A 21279-nucleotide genomic window follows, 5' to 3' on the forward strand; every position below is an offset into this window, starting at 1 on the left:
ATATTCCCATGATGACCTTCTGGCGAAACCTGAGTCTGAAACACAAGATATCCCTTCTTCCCATCCTTTCGATTGTTGTCCTTCTGTTTATCGAGGTGAGTGTGGGCCTGGGATTTCTGAAACTGAAAACCGGCGTGGACGGCGTGGTGGCCTCGTACACCAAACGGCAGGAAATTGCCGGCCTTCTGGAAAAACTTGCCGCCGTCAACGGAGAAACCCACCAACTGATCGTCTGGACCAGCTCCCTTTATCCCGAAGAGCAACTCAAAGCGCTGGAAACGACCATCCGTGACACCCTCACAACCATGAAGGATACCATCTCCTCGGCGAACGAATACCAGGCTCTGGTTGAACCCTATACGCTTTACGAAGACTGGATCCATCGGACCATCGAGATGGCCGTGATTGACGCTGCGGCGGCATCCATGTTCGTAGGGTCGGTGGAAGAAGCGTTTCAATCCCTCCGTGCCGAGATGCGTCGCATGAACGATGTGGCCGGAAAAGCCAGCGCCCGGCGATACGAGGAGGCCCTTTCCCACCAGCGGAAAATCATGTTGAACAGCCAGATCGTGGGTCTGGCGGCCACCGTTTTGTTCATCGCACTGGCTTACTTTGTGATCAAAAACATCGTCAAGGGACTGTTCAAGGCCAGTCAGGTGGCCCTGGATCTGGCCGAAGGCGAAGGCAACCTGACCCGGCGTATGAACATCGACTCCGGCGATGAAATCGGCATTCTGGGGCAAAACATCGACAAACTGCTGGGCAGCCTGGGTTATATGATCCGTGATATCAAGTCCAACGGCGACGACCTCGGCCAGTCCGGTAAAAGCCTGTCGGACCTTTCGGGCCAGATGTCCGACGCCGTGTCGCGGATCAAGGACAAGGCCGGGGTGGTGGCTGCCGCAGCCGAAGAAATGAGCATCAACATGACCACAGTGGCGTCAACCATTGAACAGGCCGCCGTCAGCATCAGCACGGTGGCCCAGTCCACAACGGCCATCGCCGCCGAAGGGAAAGCCGTTTCGGACAGTACACAAACCGCCAGAAGCATGACCGGAGAAGCGGTCAGCCGCTCTCAGATCTCCTACGACCTGGTCAATGCCCTGGCCGAGGCCGCCGGTGAAATCGGCCAGGTGACCGCAACGATCACGGAAATTTCCGAGCAGACAAACCTTTTGGCCTTAAACGCCACCATCGAAGCCGCCCGGGCCGGAGAATCCGGCAAGGGCTTTGCCGTCGTCGCCAATGAAATCAAGGAACTGGCCCGGCAGACCGCCGGAGCCACCGTGGAAATCAACGACAGGGTCCGGGGGATTCAGGACGCCACCCACAAATCCGTCACGGAAATCAAGGAAATCCTCCGGCTGATCAACGACGTGGACCGGATCGTCGATCGCATCGCCTCGTCGGTGGAAAATCAGAGCACCACCACCGACGAGATCGCCGCCAACATCGGCCAGGCCTCCTCGGGCGTTCAGGATGTGGCCACCAGCGTGGCCCAGATCTCCGGTGTCTCCGGTGAGGTGGCCAAAGACATCGCCGAACTGAACGACGAAGCGGAGGGCCTGACGGCGGACAGCCTGCTTGTCCGCAAAAACGCCGATGACATGAACCGGATGACGGAAGGGTTAAGGGCCGTCACGGACCGTTTTAAAGTCTGACGGCTTCGTAACATTCATCCGGTCTGACTCTGCGGCGGTTCAGGGGTCCAGGGTCTCCAGAAAATCCGCGATGGTTTTGTAGACCCGCCCTGCCCCCTCTCCCAAAAGGATGCCGTGACGGTCGATATGAAAAAGGTGATATTCCTTGACGGCAGACCCCAGAAGATCGTAAATCAGCCGTGACCCCTTGACATTGACCACCGGATCGATGCCGGACTGAAGCACAAAGGCGGGAATGGTGATTCCGGAAAGCCGGTCTTCGAGATCACTCATCAGGCGTTCCAGTTCCCGGACCCCGGCAATGGGATTCCGGGTGTAATTGATATGGGGGTTTTCGGGATGATTCTCGATGAATTCCTTTTTGGCCGATTCGATGTGAAAGGTATCCATCAGCATATTCCACACGGTGACCGCCGGAATGAAACGGGCGGAAAAGTCTTTGAGCTTCATCGGCGCCGAGACGGCAAACACCCCTTTGAGCCCGTTGAGGCGGCTGCTGATATCAAGTGCCAGCCCCGCTCCGGTTGAAAATCCGCCGACCACCACCCCGTCATAACGACAGGCCATCATCACCGTCCCCTCTTCCACCGATTCGATCCACTCCATAAACGAGCGTTCACACAGATCGTCCGGCGAGGTGCCGTGTCCCCGGAGGCGCGGCGCGTAGACCGGGTATCCCAGATTGTTCAGATAATCGGCAAGGCCCCGGACCTCCTGGGGTGCGGCCATGTAACCGTGAACGAGAACGATACCGTTCTTTTCAACCGAACCCTCCAGAAGATAGGGGCGTCCGATGGTCCGGTCCTTGGATTCTCCCTCTCGGTAGTAATCCGAATAATCGCATTCAAAATCCCGAAGCGCTTTTCGATGAAGCTGTTCGTAAACCATCTGTCGAATGGTCTCGGGCCGTTCGCCGGCCAGAAGCTTGATATTGTATTGTAGCAGGGTCAAGGGCTCCACTTCGTTGGCCATGACGATCAGCGGGTTTTCAGCGCGGGCGGTATGGAACTCTTTTTCCTCGTCGAGCAGATCCCTGTTCTTGACGATCGTCGTGCCGTTTTCAACGCTCAAAAGCCCCTTGTCCACGGCAAAGGTGATGAAATTATCGAACTTTTTGTAGCGGTCATCGGTCAGAAGATGAATCTGGTTTTCCAGCACGCTCTGGTGCTTGAAGCATTTCTCGTCGCACAGATCGAGGGTGGCCGCCAGAAAGACCCGGCGTTTCAGATCGTCGATGGCGACCTTCTCCTCGCCCATGCGGTAAAGCATCGAGGCGAACAGATGGTCGTGGTTGACCGTGGTCATGTTGTAAATCGAGGTCATGTACCCGTGCATGATATTCCGGGCCAGATTGCGCAGAAGATCCCGCGAGGCAATGGGATCATCGAAGCCGATGGGGGCGCTGGAATTGATATCCCACTGAACCACCGGGTCCTTCATGTAGGGCCTGATCTTGATGGCTTCACCGAACCTTATGTCCACATCCACCCCGGACAGGATCATGGTCCCCTCGGTCATGATTTCTTCGATCATCCGCTCCGAGGGGTTTTCGATCAGGCTGCCCGCCAGGCGGCTGAGAATGTTCTCCCGGGACCGTATCGGATAATAGGTGATATTGACCGGAACGATGAAGGTACTGCGCTCGAGTACCGGTTCCACCGTCTCAATTTCGAATAGATCGAGCAGCCGCTTCATCTCATCGGGGTCGATTTGAACCAGCCGGCGCAGCCTCTCCCGGTAAAATTCCGTCCGGAGAGCCAGGGTGCCCGCCCCGGTATGTGGTTTTTTGCCGCCGGCGTCGGTCCCCACCATGAACTGCCCCTTGTGAATCAGCTTTTTGTTTTTGACCATCAGGCCTTCGGGGAAAATGATCCAGTTGGCCTCCCCGGTCAGAAGGGAACGGACGATCAGCTTGTCGCGGTCGGGATCCTTTGTGGAAATGGCCCCGGCCCTGCTGATAAATTCTCCGACAAAACCTTTGAACAGACCGGCGTCGGCCAGGGACCAGACGGGCTTGCGGGTGGCTTTCTGGATATGAACGGGAAGAAAAATCGTCTCGATCCGCGTGAAATGATTGACCACGAAGATAATGGACCCCTCGGGAATCTGTTCCACATCATGGAGGTTGATTCGGGTTTTGGCATAATCGTGAATTTTTCTGATCGCAAATTCCGTGGTCAGAAACGCAACCTTGTTCATCCTTTTCCCCCCCGGATCAAAAACGTCTCCAATGCAGGACCTGGGACGGTTTCTTCTCATCAGGCCCTGAAACGGCTAAACATAACGGCTATGTCATTGAATGGTGCATTGCAAAACACACGTTGACTATGAAAACTATAGTCAATGACGGAGATGAAATCAATAGCGGACATGACTGCAAGCCGTCGTTTGACGCGTCGCCTTGCCGGCAGGATGATCGGGCATTTCAAAAAACGGTCCGTCCCCGTGGAGGGGGAATACGAAGACGGACCGTTCATGACGCCGCCTGACACCCGATTGAGGAGGGGTGGGCAATCAGGCGGCCTGCTGTTCATCCGAGGACGCTTCCGCCGTGTTCGTCACGGAGCGACGCCCGTAGGCCACCATGGTGTTTGCTTCATCGAAAACCTCGAACACCGAGTCGTTATAGCGGATTTCGATACGCTGGGGAAACGGCAGCTGGTTGGTGAAATAGACCCGGAAATCACCGAGAGTTTCCCCGAGTTCGTCACACAGAATTTTAATGACGATATTGGCCGTGCACATGCCCTGGAGAAAAACCTTTCCTTTTCTGAAAATGGTCGCCGTGAACACCGATGCATGGGTCACGCTCAACGCGCCGGCCACGGAGCCAAAGCGTCCGGCCAGATCGCCCATGCAGTAATAGGCTTTAAACGGCGCATGCTCATCATCCCGGAAAAGGGATTCCTTGTTGCGAAAACTCTCATGCCGGAACGGAATCTCTTCGTGATCCCAGTTCCCGGCCCGTTGAAGCATTTCCATCTCCTCCGGTTTCATGTTCAGTACCACCGTATAATCCCTGGCCTGATAAAGAATCTGATCGTTTTCATCCGTAATGGTGGTTTCGGTGACCAGAACGATCTTGTTTTTACTGAGGGCGCACAGATCCACCAGACGATTTTTCAAGCGGTTGCGTTTTTCTCGGATCGAAGCAAAATCCGGCATGATCCGGGCTTCATGGCCGAGATGAAGCACGTTCTTCAGACAGATCCCCAGTTCCGGCAGAAGATCTTTCATGGTAAAATCCATCATCCAGGGCCAGTAGTAGGAATATGGCGGTACGCCCTTGATATCGGGTGTTTCCATCATTTCCTTCCATTCCTCGAGATAGCTGTCCGACAGGGTGAATTGATGGTCGGTGGGGATATACACCCCGTTTCGCGGCTCGGGGAGTCTAAAACGCTGTTTTCCGAAAATACAGCTCATAACCTTCCGGTTGAAAATCATCGATGTAAAAAATCTGAATTTATGATCCATGGCGTAGTCTTACTCCTTTTTATCTGATGTGGTTAAAATCGTGATCACGCCGCGTGTGGCGTCAAGACGGATAAGGTCCCCGGTCCGGATAACCGAAAGGGGATCTTTCTCCAGCCGGTCCATCATGGGTATCCCGTTGCTGAGGGCGTTTAAGGCGATGACCGGCTCGGCTTCCCGACAGATCATGCCCACGGGGGCCGTGTTGAACAGCCGGGCGTAATACCCGACCAGTGCTCCGGTGGTGGAGCCCCGTCCCGTAGGAAAAACCAGTATTTTCCCTGCAATGTTCCGGCCCGCCAGCGCATGCCGTTCGTCAACCTGTCCGGTCACGATGTCGAAATCCCCCAGAAAGGAAAACGCCATGTCCGTAACCAGGGCTTCCCCTTCCACCACACCGTCTTGAATGGTATGTCCCTTGATGTTCATCGCTCCTCCCATGTTCCGGTTATCGCGGCACGGATGCACGTCGCCGCATCGCCGTAATACGTTTCCATCACCTTCCCCCCCATGACCTCGCCGGCTCCGCCCCGAAGCATGTAATGGGCGCACCGGGCCGAATTGGTGGCCACCCGCCGCACCGTCTCTTTCATCCGCGCAAAGGGAAAGACCGCCATGCAGGAATCGGTCACCACCCGGGCTCCGGCCCGGTCAAGGATGTTTAGATACCCCATGCGACGGGCCAGATGGTACACCCCTTCGTTGGTGGACAGGACCAGTCGTGTATGGGACGATACCCGTTTCCCTTCAAGCATAAGGGCCGCATCACGGATTTCCCCGATGGTCAGATGGGGGCAGCCCATCAGCACCATATCGACCTCAGGGTCGTGGTAGTCGGCAAGAAGCCGGGCGGCCTCCCGGATGTCCGAGGGACGAATGGTCAGAATGTGCTCGGGCTTCCTGTTCCTGAACGCCGAATCCACATCGGGCGCCTCCGGCGTCACCCCAACGATATGGCAGAGGCTGACGGCGCCGGACACCGGCATGGGCGACAGGAAGTATTTGAGCTTTTCAAAGGGAAGATCGGGCGGCAATCCGTCCACCACAACGTTTTTCGTCTGAGCAAGGGCTCCGATATGGTAGCCGACGGCACCGAGTTCCGCTTCGGAAAGCCGGTCCACGGCCACTTTCTGGAACCGGAAGAGGATCTCGCCGACCCGTCCGTCGTCACGAATTCTTCCGATCTCGGGTGTCCGTCCCGTGATGGCGGACGCGGTCATGGCCAGCCCCGAATCCCTGTTGCCCCGTGCTCCGAAGAGGCTGTTGTTGATAATGATTCCCGAAGATCCGGCCCATGAAAAAACCTGATCCTTCCTGAGAACATTACCCATCAGATACGGGGCGCAGGTCATCGTCATCAGACAGCCCTTGTCCTTATAAATATCCATGGCCCTTACACTGCTCTCGACCACCGGGCCGGTGTCCTCATCGGACAGGCCCAGGGCCTCGGACCAGGGGCCGCCCAGGGGGGACACCGAATGGAGCGAGGTCCGCGTCCGCAAGCCGCTCACCCCGTCCATCAGCTCTTCAAGCATTTCAAGCGGGTCCTGGAGGATATGGGCGCTGTGGACAGGCACCAGCCGGGCGGCATCGAAGGCCTCCCCGTAATCGATCATGAACCCGATAGCCTTCCGGGCTCCCGGTCCATAATGACCGTCACGCATTTTCTTATCGTCGTCGCTGAGTATCATCGTTTAAATTCCCGTTTTTAGTTAACCGGCTTTGCGGAAAGAGTATTCTTCCCGGGGGGATTCATGGGGGACGGGCGTCATGTCGGCGTATCGCACCACATCCTCGTAACGGAGACCCTGACTCGCGGCAAGAGCCCGGACACTGATCGATTTCCCGCCAAAGAAATGGGGGTAATAGGTCTCCACCGACGCGACAAGATCAAGAATCGGCAGATCCGGGTAACTGCCGTAAAAACTGACATACTCCATATGCCGCTCCCCCTTGCGGTTCACCGCCGGGTAAACCGTATCGCGGATCCCGTCGAATTCCGGCGTGATATAGCCCATTTTTTCGCAAAGATCGGAATCCAGAGACGGGGTGGCCTTGACCCAGCGGCCCTCGATGAACAACTCCGCGAATCCGTGGTAAGCGAAAATATTGGTTCGCATCAGTTCATGGAGTTTCCCCGGATTCTGATGATTGATCACGTCGGCGAAGCCCAGGCGCGAGGGAATGCCCACAACCCGCGAAGCTGCAGCCAGAACAAGGGCTTTGGATACGCAGTACCCGCTTTGTTTTTTCAGGATGTAACCGGCTTTCATGTAGTTGAGATTCACTTCAAAGCCGAAAAGATCGTAGCGGATATCATCCCGGATCGCGTAAAAAAGCGCGATCGCCTTTTGCCTGTCGTCCATGAGACCCGTGCAGACCGCCGTTGCATAGTCAATGATGTCGGGGCTGTCACTGTCTACAAAAAAAGTCGGCATCAGGTATCTGTCGTATAGAAACTCTTCCGGTTCACGCATGTCGTCCTCCCCAATTCTTAGGATTGATGGTTGATGAAAATGAAAATCGCTGATCTGATTTAAGCGGCAGTGAGGAAAGATGATGTGTGATCAATCACCGTCACTGCTGTTTTATTTTTATAACGATAATGAAATTGTTTGCTCCCCCGCCCCGATTGCATGAAGAGCCTTGACGTGTGTCATTTTTCAGAAAATGGAGTTGCACATGACGTGCCAGTATGCTGTTTTTATTATAACAGACCCGAATAATTGGCCTTATACCAGCTCAAACGATCAAACCAATACATACGGCATATGGGGAACATCCCCCCTCAAATGTGATGACAAATATTTTAAGATTTTGAAATAACTCAATGAAAATACATATGGGTAAACATTCCTCACATCGAGGAAACATTCCCCATATCATGGGCACGGAATTTTTTCGTTGTTCCAGACCCCTGAGCCTCCGATGGGCAACGTTCAGGATGCCCGTCAACTGAACAACGAGATTATTTTACGTTCAGGACATTGTGTTTAAAAAGGGGGGCACGGCATCCGGAAAAAAACGCGGGAGTCAGGAAGGAATCTGTTCCAGGTCGAGTTTTCTGATTTTGGTTGAAAGGGTCTTTCGATCGATACCGAGGCGTTTGGCGACCCGGCTTTTGTTCCAGTTGCATTCGGAAAGGCAGGCGCCGATAATTTTCTTCTCGTAATCGTTGACCAGGGACGCCAGGGAATCCGATCGTTCATCCGCAGACAGTTCCCGTGTTTCCGTCCTGACGTCAGAAGATCCGAACGGCGCGGGAACGATCCGCCTGAGGGCGATATACTGATTGACGATATTCTGGAGTTCACGCACATTACCGGGAAAATGATACCCGTCGAGATAGGACATCACATCATCCGGAAGACGCGTGACATCGACATTATTGGGGCTTTTCCGCAAAAAATGATCGACAAGGCCGGGAATATCCTCTTTTCGTTCGCGCAGGGGAGGAAGATCGATCCGGATGATGTTGATCCTGTAGAAGAAATCCGCCCGCATCTTTCCCTGCTTCACCAGATCGGCCAGATCCTTGTTCGTCGCAGCGACAATCCGGATATCCGTTTTTTTCAGCTGATTGCTTCCGACCGGCGTGTATCCTCCCCCCTCAATGGCCCGGAGCAGCTTGACCTGCATGTTCAGGCCGATTTCTCCGATTTCGTCGAGAAACAGGGTACCGCCGTCGGCCAGGTCGAGAAACCCTCCGCGATCCTGGACCGCTCCGGTGAAGGCCCCTTTTTTGTAACCGAAAAACTCGCTTTCAATGATGTTCTCGGTAATGGCCCCGCAGTTGACGGGCACAAACCGACCTGCATTCCGATTGCTGAGGGTGTGGACGGCGCGTGCAATCAACTCCTTGCCCGTTCCCGACTCACCGTAGATGATGGTACTCAGGTTGGTGGGGGCCGCCATCAGGAGAAGATCGTACACATCCATCATGGCTTTGCATTTTCCGATGATGCCGCAGAACTGTCCGCACTGATGAATGGATTTTCTCAGATTCAGGTTTTCGAGACTGAGGCTCTTCTCACGTTTTTTCAGTTTTTCCTCTTCTTTCTTCCGGTCGGTGATGTCCCGGCCCACACACTGAATCATCACCACCTCATGGTCCCTGACCACGGGCTTGGCCGTCACCTCCACATAAAAGGGGTCGCCGTCCTTGGATTTGAACAAAAACTCATGATTGGTCGTGGGCTTTCTGCTTCTCAGGATCTCTCCGAAAAGAAACAGGGCCCGCCCATACTCCCGAGGATCGACAAAATAATCTTTCATCGGTTTTCCGATCATTTCTGCGGGATCATAGCCCCCCAGTTCACGGATCACCGGGCTGATGTAGTCGATGGTGGAATCCGGAAGCACCACCAGAACCACATCCCTGATTTCTTCGGTCAGCTGGCGGTACTTGGCTTCACTGGCCTTGAGGGCATCCTCCGCCTGTTTTTTCCGGGTGATGTCCCGGGAGGCGCCGGTGATGCACACGGGCCGCCCTTCCTCATCAAGAATGAACTGGACCAGAGTCTCCACCCATTTCATGGACCCGTTCTTGTGGATGATCTGATACTCGGCCAGAAACGGCTGTCGCACATCGTAGCGGCCCTCCAGCCCCATGCGCACCTTGCGCTTGGCTTTTTCGTAAGAAGCCGGGGCAAAATATTCCCGGGGGGTCAGCAGCTTGAATTCTTCCTGGGTGTATCCGGACATATTGCGCACCGAGGGACTCACATAGGTGATCTGAACATCGAGATTGGCGATAAACACCTGGTCCGTCGTATTCTCGGCCATCAGCCTGAACATCTGGGCCTCGGTGGTTTTTCCGGGCTCGGTCACAGGACGGACCAGTGAATCCCGAAAGGACACCATGGTCCTGCCCGTATGGGGGATCAGAGAGACATCCAGCATGTATTCCCCGATCCTGCCGTCCTTGTGAATCAGCCGGCAGGCATACGTCGCGGGAACGTCTTTGCCGCACGTCCGCCTCTTTGCGTGATAACGGACCATTCGGGGCAAATCCTCGGGGTGGACATAATCGGTAAAGCGCAGGCGTCCTTCCATCTCGAATTTTCGAAATCCGGAGATGCGTTCGAGATTTTCGTTGATCCGAAGAATGGTCATATCCTCATCGATGACCATCACCGCCGCGTCTTCCGTTTCAAAAAACGTTTGATACCCATGGTTTTGATCGTTCACAACCGGCTTCATATCATTCCTGCAAGGCGTTTTTCCATCGTGGCGGTTTATCGGCGTTCATCCGGAAAAGGCGGCGTCGTCCCTGTTTCCGCCACGGGGGCGGTCACGGGTGACTTAACACACACCGGCGTTTTTTTCACCAAAGAAAACAACAAAAAAATGAGCTTAAAAAAAGATTGACATCAGCGAAATATTAGTTAGAATACCTAACTATTAGTTTGGCTATATATTTCATTTTCAATGACGGATCAACCCTTTTTTCAAGGTGACGCGATTTTGAATACCATCCCGCAGGAAACACGGCTCCTCGCCCAGCATATTCTTGAAACGGGCAAACTGATGAGAGACAGGATTTTCAAAGCCCAGTCCCGCTGCATGCGTGAACGGAACATGACCAAACGATACGGCGAACTGACCCAGTCTCAGCTTGAAGCCATCCGAATGGTCAGAAAGAACGGACCATTGGGGATCAACGACCTTGCCGGTCTTCTGGCCATTTCCTCTCCCTCGGCCTCGGTCATGGTCGAACGCCTGGTTGAAAAGGGCATCCTGACGCGCGCATACAACCCCAAGGACCGTCGTAAAGTCATGATCGCGATCTCAGACAAGGCCCAGGAAGACATCAGGGCCATCGAAAACGCCATTCTTACCATGGTCCTGGACCTGATGGAACGGCTCGGCCCCGAAACCTCCCGGGAATGGTTCGACATCCTTGGAAAAGTCCGCCAGGCGCTTTCCGATGACGACCGTGATCCCGAATCCGCCCCGACGGCGTGAATGTCAACCTGCACAGACAATCATGAGGCAATCACGATGAGAAAAGGAAAAGGAATCATTCTCTGCGCACTGGTTCTTCTGTCCGGTTTTATCGGCATGGCGGCCCTGTCTTCAATGAAAAAACCGCCTGACCGGATGACGGCCGACGAGAAACCCCTTGTGGTCGAAACCCTTCCGGTCGAATTGATCGATGCCCCCGTTTTCATCACCGGCTACGGCCAGGCCCGTGCCGTTCGAACCGTCCCCATGGCCTGCGAGGTTCCGGGCAAGGTATCAAGGACCCATCCCAGCCTCCACGACGGGGGTCTTGTGGCCAAAGACGAACTGCTGTTTGAAATCGATTCAACGGATTACGACATCGTTCTCAAAACAGGCCGCGAAAGGTTTGAGATCCAGAGCCGGATCATGTCCATCGCCGAGGAAGAGTACCTGAGGAAAAAGCGTCTGTTCGAACAGGACCAACTGTCCACAAGGTCGGGCATGGACGCCGCTGAAAAAAACTGGCTCATGGCCGCCGAAGAGCTTGGACGACTGGTCCAGGTGATCGACACCGCCGAAATGAACCTTACACGGTGCACCGTCAGGGCCCCCTTCAATGCCAGGGTATCCGAATCACGGGTCGAAGCGGGCCAGTATGTGGTTCCCGGGCAGCCTCTTTTCACCCTGGTGGACGATTCCAGGCTGGAAGTGACGGTATCCCTCGACAGTCGCGATGCGCGCCGGTTTCTGCAGTTCGATCCCGAAAAAAATCCGGTAAAGCCCTGGTTTTCCACGCTCAAAAACGTTCCCTGCGCCGTATCCTGGACGGAAAACCCCGACGGTGGGACATTTATGGGTACGCTGGACCGTGTCATTCGTTTTGACGACACGACCCGGACACTGACCCTCTCAGTCTCGGTCAGTCCCCAGGCGCAAAAAAAAGACCGGGGGGGATTCCCTCTGGTTGACGGCATGTTCTGCAAGGTCATCATACCCGGAAAAACACTTGAGCATGTGGCCCGGGTTCCCCAGTGGACGGTCAGCCCGGAAAACACCGTCTATCTTGCGGTCAACAACCGGCTGAAAACCCAGCCCGTGACTCTGGTTCGCAGCGAGGGAGAGATCTGTTTCATTTCCGGTGATCTTAAAACCGGTGACCGTCTGATTTCGACGCGACTGTTCAGCCCCCTTGAAAACACACGTCTCACCCTCATGCCGCCCGACAAGGACGGAGAAAAGCCATGAAACAGGCTCTCAAAGCGTTTGCGAAAAACACGGTATTTGCCAACATCGTTCTTTTGCTGATCTTTCTCGGAGGGTGGCTGGCCGTAAGGGGCATGATCAAGGAGACCTACCCCGAATTCTCCCTGGACATGATCACCGTTTCCATCGCCTATCCGGGTGCCGACCCGGAAGAGATCGAAGAAGGCATCTGCCGGAAAATCGAGGAGGCTCTGGAAGGTTTGGACGGGGTCGGCCAGTACACCACCACCGCCTCGGAAAACGCGGGGTCGGCCCTGATCGAAGTCCGGGAAAACTACCCGGTCGAAGAGGTGCTCGACAGGGTCCGGACACGGATCGACGCCGTCACCACCTTCCCGGCCGATGCCGAACGTCCGGTCGTCACGGAATTCATCTACAAAGAGCCCGTGCTCACCTTGTATGTGGCCGGTCGCATGTCCGATCTCAGGCTCAAACAGTGGGCCGACGACCTGACGGACGACCTCAGGACTCTGCCCTCGGTGTCCCAGATCGAACTGTTCGACCGCAAGGACTATGAAATCAGCATCGAAGTGTCCGAAGAACGTCTCAAACAGTACAACCTGAGCGTCAGTCAGGTATCCGAAGCCATCCGGCAAAGCAGCCTCAACCTGTCAGGCGGCACCATCCGGACAGGCCGGGAAGACATCCGGGTGAGGACCGTGGGCAGAAAATACACGGGACGGGAGCTGGGCTCCATCGTGGTGCTGGCAAAACCCGAGGGGGGCATGATCACCCTTGACCGCATCGCCGACATCAAGGACGGATTTTCCGAAGACCCCATGGAGGCCACCATCAACGGCGATCCGGCCATGATGATCCAGGTCGGCAAAACGCGCGAAGAAGATGCCCTGGCCATCTCGCAGGAGGTAAGGGATTTTGTCGCCCGGCACCGGCAGCGCCTGCCCGAGGGCGCTCATTTTGATATTCTTTACGACAACACCGACATCCTCCGGGCCCGCATCGACCTTCTGACCCGGAACGGCATCATGGGAATCATCATTGTTTTCGCCCTGCTCTGGGCCTTTCTCGATGTGAGGCTGTCGTTCTGGGCCGGAATGGGCATCCCCGTTTCCGTGGCCGGCGGTCTTCTGGTGCTTTGGGCCATGGGCGGCACCATCAACATGATATCTCTGTTCGGCCTCATCATGGTTCTGGGCATCGTGGTCGACGACGCCATCGTGGTCGGCGAGGCCATTTATGTTCACCGTAAAAACGGAAAACCGGCGCTTGACGCAGCCGTCGACGGCCTTTCCGAGGTGGGCTTCCCCGTTGCGGCGGCGGTGGCCACCACGGTGACGGCCTTTGTTCCCCTTTTATACGTGGGAGGCATTCTCGGAAAATTCATCGCCATTCTTCCGGTGGTGGTCATCGCCTGCCTGGTCGTTTCCCTGGTCGAATGCCTGATCCTGCTGCCGGCCCACCTCGGTCACCTGCCCGGCCCGGAGGAAAGCCGTCTTAAAAAACGTTTTCCTGCCAATGTGAGTGAATGGACCAACCGATCCCTGGAATGGTTCGTGGACAGGATCTACAAACCCTTTCTGGCCAAAACCCTCCGTTACCGTTACCTGTCCCTGTGCGCGGCCCTGTCCCTTCTGCTGCTGACCATGGGCGTGGTCCGGGGCGGCTTTATCAAATTTCGCGTGTTTCCTGAAATCGACGGATTTGTCATCACATCCACGGTAAAATTCCCCGACGGCACACCGGCGGCCATCACCCGGAACGCCACGACAAAAATCGAAGCGGCCCTGCTTCGGATGGCCGAAAAAACACCGACCCGCTCCGGAGCCCCCCTGATCGTCGATCGTCTGGCCCTGGTCGGACGGACCCTTTCCGACATTCCCGATGAGGGCCCCCACGTGGGGGCGGTCCAGGCAGTGCTTACGGATTCGAAACAACGGGGTATTCATGCCAAGGATCTTCTGGTCGCGTGGGAAAAGGAAGTGGGGCCCATCGCCGGGGCTTCGGCCCTGACCTTCGAAGGATTCTCCGCCGGACCGCCGGGCGACCCCATCGAAATCTGGATCCAGGGGCATAATCAGGAGGACATCCTGGCGGCAGGCGAACGCCTGATCAAACGGCTCAAGGAGTACGACGGCGTCTATCAGGTGCGGTCCGACCATGCCGTCGGCAAAAAAGAGGTCCGCCTGTCACTCAAACCCGAGGCCCGAAATCTGGGCGTCAGCCTGGAGGATCTGGCGAGCCAGGTATACGCCGGCTATTTCGGCCACGAGGCGCTTCGGGTCCAGCGAGGCAAAGACGACATCAAGGTCAAGGTTCGATATACCGCAGAAGAACGAAGCCGCCTGTCGGATCTTGAAAACATGATCATCCGGACCCGGAACGGTCGGGAGATTCCTCTGATGTCGGTGGCCGACATCACATCCAGTCCGGGATATTCCACCATCACCCGGACAAACGGCATGCGTCGTATCACGGTCAGCGCCGGTGTCGACATCAAAAAGAACAACCCCTCCGAAATTTTGAGGGATCTGTCCGCGCATCTGATTCCCGAGACGGGTCAAATCTGGCCCAAGCTGCACATCGCCGTTCAGGGTGAACAGAAAAAAGCCCGGGAATCCCTGGGCAGCCTCACCATCAGCTTTCCCCTTTCGGTTATCGGCATTTTTGTGATCATCGCCTCAATGTTCCGCTCGTACCTCCAGCCCCTGATCATTCTTTTCGCCATTCCCTTCGGGTTCATCGGCGCCGTGGCGGGGCATCTTCTCATGGGCTATGACCTGTCGATCATGAGCGTGTTCGGCATGGTGGCCCTCGCCGGCGTGGTGGTGAACGACGCCATCGTACTCATTGAACGGGTCAACGAAAACCTGGCCGGCGGCCTGCCGTTTTTCGAGTCCATTGTCGAGGCGGGCGCACGGCGTTTCCGGGCGATTTTTCTGACCTCGATCAGCACGGTGGGCGGCCTGCTGCCCCTGATTCTCGAAACGGATCTCCAGGCCAAGTTTCTGATTCCCATGGCATTGTCCATGGCCGCCGGGCTGATGTTCGCCACGGTGATCACCCTGATTCTGATTCCCGGTCTTCTGGTCATCCTCAACGACCTGCGTCTGCTGGCCCATGCCTTTATCCACGGGGAACGGCCCGCGCGTGAAACGGTGGAGCCGGCCGGCCATCGGGCGGCGGAACCCGTGTCACACGGCCGGGACAGGCTCAGAATTCAAGGGGGGTTATGGCCGAACCCGGCAGGCCCTCGCTCTGTTTCATCAGGGCCAGAAACGCCTTCCGGGCTTCAGGCGTATCAAAAAGCAGCGGAATGATTCTTGCGGAAAGGTTGGCAAGGTCGGTGAGATGGGCCTGGGCGCGCCGGCCGGCGTTCCACCTTTTGACGGCAAGACGGTGGCGGGCGGCCATATCCCGGGCCTGATCACGCAGGGCTTTATCCTCGATCAACTCCGGATCGGCCCCCGAGGGCAGTAAAACACCCTCCGGAAGATCGGGATTCATGTGAATGAACGGCGGGCTTTTCAACGCCGTGACCGCCAGCGCATTCCACGCCCTGAGAAAAAGAAGCATCAGGGTCATCCGGTTCTCGGGGTCAAAGGCTTTTGATGCCAGATCGAGAAACGTTTCTGCAATACGGGAAAGCCCTTCACTTGAAAGAGCCTCCCCCCGCCCCAGGGCCGAGAGGGCCAGAGCCGACAGTATGACGGCCTGTTCATCGGCACGGGGCAGCATGCGGACCTCCTCGATCATCGAGCCGATCGCCAGGTCGTAATCCGCTGTCTCCCGCTCACGGTAGGCCGTCTCCTCCCGATGCTCGAAATGAACGATCAGATCCTTGACGGCATCACGCATCAGGGTGTCCTCGTCCGACTTGCGCCTTCCTTGGATGTGGTTTCCTCACCGGTCGCCCCGGCCATCACCTGGCGGTGGGTGCCGGTACTGAACGTCCGCGGGGTCCCGGTGGCTCCGGCCCGATATTCCTGGGGAATGGCCCAGACGAAGGTGCCGGCGGCAAAGGTTCCTCCCGAGCCGGGAGGAGTGGTGCCCACCGTATCGATGATCCCGCTGTTGGCGCTGTTCACGGCCAACCAGGACCCCAGAGGATGAGCGATATTGTTCCAGCCGAGAACCGTATTGTAATACCCGGTGGCCGTCGCATTGACGGTCTGTTCCCGGACCTCGATCCGTGAGAAGGACACCGTGGTGGGCATGATCACCACATCGGCCACAAAACCCGACCCCGCCTTCCCTGCGGTGTATGCCCGATCACTGCTCTTGGTCAGCTGACGCGAGGCGGGCCGGATCACCGTCATGGGAACCGATGCGGCCGCGCCCGTGGCCGGGGTGCCTGTGATGGTGCAGGCGGTGGCCGTATCCGGAGCGGTCCAGGTGGCGGTGAGACCGTTTGCGGGGGTAATGGTGCCGGCGGTGGCGGTCCAGGTCACGGCCGCAGAGGCAGTCACGGCGACCTGCTCGTTCACGCCCACGGTGGTCCGGGTGTTGGCCGCCCCGTTGGGAGCCGCAAGAAGGGTCCGGGTGGTCATGGTCACCGGCGGAGCCGGAGGCGCCGGAGCCGTCGGAGCCACAGGCGGCGCAGGGGCCGGAACGGGGGTTTCGCCCTCGGAGACCGGGCCCGGACAATCCTGGGCTTCATAGGATGTGAATGATCCGGCGGCGGCTGTCTCCCGGGCCATCATGGCCCGATTACCGATCATACGGTGCTGACGCAAAAGGTCCGATTCAATGCCCGCATGGGATGCTGCGGCACGGGGGTCTGACGCGCCCGGCCGAACGGCCTGTTTTTTTTCAGTCGCTTGGGCAAACATGATCCGCTCCTTGACGTTCATGGTTTATGAAGACCGGCCTATCTCTTTGAAAAAGCCCGGAAACCCGGCCCGTTTGAAACGCATATGACGAAAACGCATTGATGGAATGACAGAAGAATGGTCATTATGTATCAACATCATGACACCGTGTAAAGAACCTTTTTCAAACCATGTCGTTTCTTATCAGGGAATCACGCAGACACGGTTTCACCCGGGTCGGGATATTGACGCAAGGCCGCCCGGATGATAAAGTGCGACCCTGATTCATTCACCACGTTATCACTGACAATAAGGGAGCTGCCATGGCGTATCTGGCCATCGATCCGGGGTCAACCTCCACCAAACTTGCCGTTTACCGGGACGGCTGCATCCGTAAAGGCGCGGTCGATCACCCCAGGGCCCTCATCGACACCTTCGAGCACATGACGGATCAAAAAGCGATGCGCCGCGATGTCGTCAATCAGTGGCTCCGCGATCAGGGTTTTTCAGACCTCCCCTTCCGGGCCGTCATCGGACGCGGGGGCCTGATCCGACCGGTCCCGGGCGGGGTCTTTGCCGTCAACGGGGCCATGCTCGACGATCTGGCCACGGGCGTCAACGGGCAACACGCCTCCAACCTGGGCGGGCTCCTTGCCCATGACTTCGCCCGCCGTTTTCACTGCCCGGCCCTGATCGCCGATCCCGTGGTCGTCGACGAACTCGCCCCCGTCGCCCGGCTGTCCGGATTGTCCGGCATCGAGCGAAAAAGCATCTTCCACGCCCTCAACCAGAAAGCCGTGGCCCGGATCGTCGCCCAGAAGCTGGGCCGCGCCTACGGGGATCTCAATCTGATTGTGGCCCATCTCGGCGGGGGTATCAGCGTCGGCGCCCACGTCCGGGGACGGGTGACGGATGTCAACGACGCCCTTTCCGGCGACGGCCCCTTTTCTCCCGAACGGACCGGGGGCCTGCCCGTCAGCGGTGTGGCGGCCCTGATCCGATCGGGCGCCATGACGCCCGACGGACTGGAGCGCACCGCCGCCGGCAAAGGCGGCGTTTTCTCCTATCTGGGCATCACCGATGTCCGCGAACTGGTGTCCCGGTCCGAGAGAAACGATGAGCGCGCCTCCCTGGTGCTTTCGGGCATGATCTACCAGATCGCCAAGGAAATCGGCGGACTCGCCGCGGCCATGGACGGCAGGGTCGATGCCGTGGTTCTGACCGGAGGGCTTGCCCACAGCACGCATATCGTTGCGACGCTCACCGCAAAGATCCGATTCATCGCCCCGGTGTTCGTCGAACCGGGAGAACACGAACTCGAAGCGCTGATCGACGCCGCCCGCCGGGTGATCGAACACGGCGAACCGGCCCTGACCTATCCCCCCGATGATTGAACGGCTCACGAGGCTCTTGATTCCCCCCGTCCGTTCTGATACAAACCCCGATTCGATATCGGGGAGGGGGAAAACGCCAATGGGTCAACCGAATAATACAAGCATCACAGGAACGGTCGACATCGACAAGCCATGGACATGGCCCCGGTATAAGAAAGGCATGTGCGACACATGCATGGCGGGATGCTGCACCCTGATTGTGGAAGTGCGGGCCCCGGATCTGATCCGGCTTGGCCTGACCGATGAATGGGAGGTTGCACACTGCCTGAACGATCTGGTCAAGCGCCTGAAAAAACAACACGTCATCCAGCGCTACTGCCCGAAAACCGGCGTCTTCGTGCTCGGCCGGAAACGGGGCAGCGACTGCATCTTCCTTGACAGAAACCGCCGCTGCACCGTCTACGAAAGACGCCCTGCCGTCTGCCGCAGCCACCCGGAGACGGTTGGTCCGAGAATCGGTCACTGCCCGTACATGCCGATCTGAGACGCAATCCGATCGACCGTTGATTTTTATCGGGGATTGGTTTACAGGATTAAGACCACGATGGATATCACAATGAAAGGTCAGCCATGACACTTACCCCCCTGCTCAATGCCGAATCCGTCGCCGTCATCGGAGCGTCCCGGGACAAGACCAAACGGGGCTTCCAGGCGATCAAAACCCTTCTTGACGAAAAGTTCGAGGGCTCCATCTTTCCCGTAAACCCGAAAGAGACCTCGATCCTTGGCCTGAAATGCTATCCCGATATCGCCGCCATTCCCGAACCTGTGGACACGGCCCTGATCGTCACTCCGGCGTCGACCATTCCCGGCATTCTGACAGCCTGCGGTGCAAAGGGCATCCGGGGCGCGGTGATCATCGCCGGGGGATTCCGGGAAACCGGTCAGACGGGCCGGCAGCTGGAAGACTCCCTGGCGGCGGCGGCCAGAGAAGCGGGCGTCCGATTCATCGGCCCCAACACCTCGGGCATGATCAATTTCAAAAACAACCTGAATCTGGTGGGCCTGAAAAACGCCCCCAAAGGGGACATCGCCCTGATCAGCCAGAGCGGCAACATGGCACTGGCTTTGATCACCGAAGCCAGGGTGAAAAGCCTCAAAGGCTTTTCCTACTACATCGGCGTGGGGAACGAAGCCGACGTCCGGTTCCATGAATACCTGGAATTTTTGAGAAACGATCCGGACACCCGGGCCATTCTCATGTACGTCGAAGGCATGCGCGACGGCCGTAAATTTCTCCAGCAGGCCCATCTGACCACCCTGATCAAACCCATCATCTTACTGAAAAGCGGACGCACCGACACCGGCCGGAAGGCCGCCGGATCGCACACCGGCGCCCTGGCGGGTATTTCCGAAGTATCCCGCACCGCCTTCGGCCGGGCGGGCATCGTGGTGATCGAGGATTCGGACAAATTATTCCCTGCGGCGGAAACCCTGTCCAGCCTGCCGCCGATCAAGAACAACGCCGTGGCCATTCTGGCGGACGGAGGCGGCCACGCCACCATCGCGGCGGATCTTCTGACCGATCTGGGCATGTCGATTCCCGAACTGGACCCCAAGACCCAGGCCCGGCTCCGGGCCCTTCTCCCCCCGGCCGCCGCCGTGCACAATCCGGTGGACGTGGCCGGAGGAACCGATGCCGACCCAACCATCTTCGCGGACTGCGTCGATGTGATCCTCAAGGACCCGGCCGTGGGCGGCCTTCTGATTGTCGGCCTGTTCGGGGGCTACGGCATCCGGTTCGAGGAAAGTCTGTCCCTCAAGGAGGAAGACGCCGCCCATCGCATGGGCAAGCTGATCAAAAAACGCAACAAACCAATCATCGTCCACAGCCTGTTCGCCTCGGCCCGGCCCCATTCCCACCATCTTTTAAGGTATTACGCGATTCCGGTTTACGATTCACTGGAAGTGGCCACCAAGTGCATGGGGGTTCTGGCCGAATACGGAGGCTATCTTCAGTCCCACCACGCCAAAACCAATTTCGTCCTCAACTGGAACGCCAAATCCAGGCCCGAGGCACGGAAAATCATCGACGGCGCACGGCGTGAAGGTCGCCGTCTGCTTTTCGAGCACGAAGTCAAACGGATCATCAACCTCCACGCCCGGACCCACAACATCCCCCTGACCGAAGACCGGCTGGTCACCACCGAAGACGACGCTGCGGCGCTGCATCGGACCCTTTCCGTGCCCATGGCAATGAAAATCGTATCGCCAGACATCATGCACAAAAGCGACGCCGGGGGCGTCCGGCTGAACCTGAACAGCGAGGCCGCCGTCCGAGAGGCCTTTCGGGAGATCATGGACAACGCCCGGAAACACCATCCCGACGCCGACATCCGCGGGGTGATCATGGCACCCATGGCGGACGAGGGCGTGGAGGTGATCATCGGCACAAAAATCGACGATCAGTTCGGCCCGGTGATCATGTTCGGCATGGGGGGAATCTTTGTCGAACTCGTCAAGGATGTGGTGTTCCGGGTTCTGCCCATTTCCCATTTTTCAGCGAAAAAGATGGTCGGAGAAATCAAGTCACCGCTGCTCAACGGCCTCCGGGGACGGCCCCCCGGAGACAAACGGGCCGTTCACCGGCTTTTGCTTCTGGTTTCTGAAATGATCGAGGCCTACCCCCGGATTCTCGAAATGGATCTCAACCCGGTGATCGTCCATGAAAAGGGCCTCTCCATCGTGGATGCCCGAATCATCCTGACCCCGGAGGACGCCGCTTTTACGGAATCGGAACAGCGCGCCTCCGACGCCTGACGGGGCACGCAC

At 57.3% G+C, this 21279-nt stretch carries 15 protein-coding genes; 7 read left to right on the forward strand and 8 right to left on the reverse strand.

Annotation, left to right across the window (positions count from 1 at the left end; genetic code table 11):
* Positions 1-8 precede the first annotated feature (8 nt).
* Entirely contained in the window at positions 9-1661 is a 1653-nt protein-coding gene (locus ACYQ11_RS02985) for a methyl-accepting chemotaxis protein (RefSeq protein ID WP_459922252.1), read from the forward strand.
* Between the two features lie 39 nt (positions 1662-1700).
* On the opposite strand, the gene ACYQ11_RS02990 is transcribed toward ACYQ11_RS02985, so the two are convergent.
* From ACYQ11_RS02990 to ACYQ11_RS03015, 6 genes are all read right to left on the reverse strand, one after another.
* The gene (locus ACYQ11_RS02990) at positions 1701-3860 is read right to left on the reverse strand and encodes an alpha/beta fold hydrolase (RefSeq protein WP_459922253.1); all 2160 of its coding nucleotides are present in this window, start codon (positions 3858-3860) and stop codon (positions 1701-1703) included.
* A gap of 315 nt (positions 3861-4175) precedes the next feature.
* Complete coding sequence (locus ACYQ11_RS02995) at positions 4176-5087, reverse strand: hypothetical protein (protein ID WP_459922254.1); 912 nt, start codon at positions 5085-5087, stop codon at positions 4176-4178.
* Positions 5088-5147: 60 nt separating this feature from the next.
* Positions 5148-5564, reverse strand: coding sequence for an aconitase X swivel domain-containing protein (locus ACYQ11_RS03000; protein ID WP_459922255.1), 417 nt, complete (start codon positions 5562-5564; stop codon positions 5148-5150).
* Positions 5561-6826 carry an aconitase X gene (locus tag ACYQ11_RS03005; protein ID WP_459922256.1) on the reverse strand — a complete coding sequence of 422 codons (1266 nt, stop codon included), beginning with the start codon at positions 6824-6826 and terminating at the stop codon, positions 5561-5563. The genes ACYQ11_RS03000 and ACYQ11_RS03005 overlap by 4 nt, the downstream gene beginning before the upstream one ends.
* A 21-nt stretch (positions 6827-6847) precedes the next feature.
* Complete coding sequence (locus ACYQ11_RS03010; protein WP_459922257.1) at positions 6848-7612, reverse strand: transglutaminase-like domain-containing protein; 765 nt, start codon at positions 7610-7612, stop codon at positions 6848-6850.
* Between the two features lie 556 nt (positions 7613-8168).
* Positions 8169-10325, reverse strand: coding sequence for a sigma 54-interacting transcriptional regulator (locus tag ACYQ11_RS03015; RefSeq protein WP_459922258.1), 2157 nt, complete (start codon positions 10323-10325; stop codon positions 8169-8171).
* 276 nt (positions 10326-10601) lie between these two features.
* On the opposite strand from ACYQ11_RS03015, the gene ACYQ11_RS03020 reads away from it, so the two are divergent.
* From ACYQ11_RS03020 to ACYQ11_RS03030, 3 genes are read left to right on the forward strand one after another with little or no spacing between them, the layout of a single operon-like run.
* The gene (locus tag ACYQ11_RS03020) at positions 10602-11102 is read left to right on the forward strand and encodes a MarR family winged helix-turn-helix transcriptional regulator (RefSeq protein WP_459922259.1); all 501 of its coding nucleotides are present in this window, start codon (positions 10602-10604) and stop codon (positions 11100-11102) included.
* Between the two features lie 36 nt (positions 11103-11138).
* The gene (locus ACYQ11_RS03025) at positions 11139-12326 is read left to right on the forward strand and encodes an efflux RND transporter periplasmic adaptor subunit (RefSeq protein WP_459922260.1); all 1188 of its coding nucleotides are present in this window, start codon (positions 11139-11141) and stop codon (positions 12324-12326) included.
* Positions 12323-15622, forward strand: a complete 3300-nt coding sequence (locus tag ACYQ11_RS03030) for an efflux RND transporter permease subunit (RefSeq protein ID WP_459922261.1) — start codon at positions 12323-12325, stop codon at positions 15620-15622. Before ACYQ11_RS03025 ends, ACYQ11_RS03030 begins: the two co-directional genes overlap by 4 nt.
* Here the strand turns inward: ACYQ11_RS03030 and ACYQ11_RS03035 are convergent.
* Together ACYQ11_RS03035 and ACYQ11_RS03040 are read right to left on the reverse strand one after the other, a co-directional pair.
* The gene (locus ACYQ11_RS03035) at positions 15516-16160 is read right to left on the reverse strand and encodes a hypothetical protein (RefSeq protein WP_459922262.1); all 645 of its coding nucleotides are present in this window, start codon (positions 16158-16160) and stop codon (positions 15516-15518) included. The genes ACYQ11_RS03030 and ACYQ11_RS03035 overlap by 107 nt on opposite strands.
* Positions 16160-17134, reverse strand: coding sequence for a hypothetical protein (locus tag ACYQ11_RS03040; protein WP_459922263.1), 975 nt, complete (start codon positions 17132-17134; stop codon positions 16160-16162). Before ACYQ11_RS03040 ends, ACYQ11_RS03035 begins: the two co-directional genes overlap by 1 nt.
* Before the next feature lie 302 nt (positions 17135-17436).
* On the opposite strand from ACYQ11_RS03040, the gene buk reads away from it, so the two are divergent.
* The 3 genes from buk (at position 17437) to ACYQ11_RS03055 (ending at position 21267) form a co-directional block, all read left to right on the forward strand.
* Entirely contained in the window at positions 17437-18507 is a 1071-nt protein-coding gene (buk, locus tag ACYQ11_RS03045; RefSeq protein ID WP_459922264.1) for a butyrate kinase, read from the forward strand.
* Positions 18508-18667: 160 nt separating this feature from the next.
* The gene (locus tag ACYQ11_RS03050; RefSeq protein ID WP_459922265.1) at positions 18668-18991 is read left to right on the forward strand and encodes a YkgJ family cysteine cluster protein; all 324 of its coding nucleotides are present in this window, start codon (positions 18668-18670) and stop codon (positions 18989-18991) included.
* An 86-nt stretch (positions 18992-19077) separates the two neighbouring features.
* On the forward strand, positions 19078-21267 hold the full coding sequence (locus tag ACYQ11_RS03055; protein WP_459922266.1) for an acetate--CoA ligase family protein: 2190 nt from the start codon (positions 19078-19080) through the stop codon (positions 21265-21267).
* The last annotated feature ends 12 nt before the right edge of the window (positions 21268-21279 follow it).

The sequence above is a fragment of the Desulfatiferula olefinivorans genome (genome assembly GCF_054657895.1).

Excerpts from the sequence above, each read along its gene's own strand:
- ACYQ11_RS02985 (WP_459922252.1), top strand. The coding sequence starts at position 9 with ATGATGACCTTCTGGCGAAACCTGAGTCTGAAACACAAGATATCCCTT.
- ACYQ11_RS02990 (WP_459922253.1), bottom strand. The coding sequence starts at position 3,860 with ATGAACAAGGTTGCGTTTCTGACCACGGAATTTGCGATCAGAAAAATT.
- ACYQ11_RS02995 (WP_459922254.1), bottom strand. The coding sequence starts at position 5,087 with ATGAGCTGTATTTTCGGAAAACAGCGTTTTAGACTCCCCGAGCCGCGA.
- ACYQ11_RS03000 (WP_459922255.1), bottom strand. The coding sequence starts at position 5,564 with ATGAACATCAAGGGACATACCATTCAAGACGGTGTGGTGGAAGGGGAA.
- ACYQ11_RS03005 (WP_459922256.1), bottom strand. The coding sequence starts at position 6,826 with ATGATACTCAGCGACGACGATAAGAAAATGCGTGACGGTCATTATGGA.
- ACYQ11_RS03010 (WP_459922257.1), bottom strand. The coding sequence starts at position 7,612 with ATGCGTGAACCGGAAGAGTTTCTATACGACAGATACCTGATGCCGACT.
- ACYQ11_RS03025 (WP_459922260.1), top strand. The coding sequence starts at position 11,139 with ATGAGAAAAGGAAAAGGAATCATTCTCTGCGCACTGGTTCTTCTGTCC.
- ACYQ11_RS03030 (WP_459922261.1), top strand. The coding sequence starts at position 12,323 with ATGAAACAGGCTCTCAAAGCGTTTGCGAAAAACACGGTATTTGCCAAC.
- ACYQ11_RS03035 (WP_459922262.1), bottom strand. The coding sequence starts at position 16,160 with ATGCGTGATGCCGTCAAGGATCTGATCGTTCATTTCGAGCATCGGGAG.
- ACYQ11_RS03040 (WP_459922263.1), bottom strand. The coding sequence starts at position 17,134 with ATGTTTGCCCAAGCGACTGAAAAAAAACAGGCCGTTCGGCCGGGCGCG.
- buk (WP_459922264.1), top strand. The coding sequence starts at position 17,437 with ATGGCGTATCTGGCCATCGATCCGGGGTCAACCTCCACCAAACTTGCC.
- ACYQ11_RS03050 (WP_459922265.1), top strand. The coding sequence starts at position 18,668 with ATGTGCGACACATGCATGGCGGGATGCTGCACCCTGATTGTGGAAGTG.
- ACYQ11_RS03055 (WP_459922266.1), top strand. The coding sequence starts at position 19,078 with ATGACACTTACCCCCCTGCTCAATGCCGAATCCGTCGCCGTCATCGGA.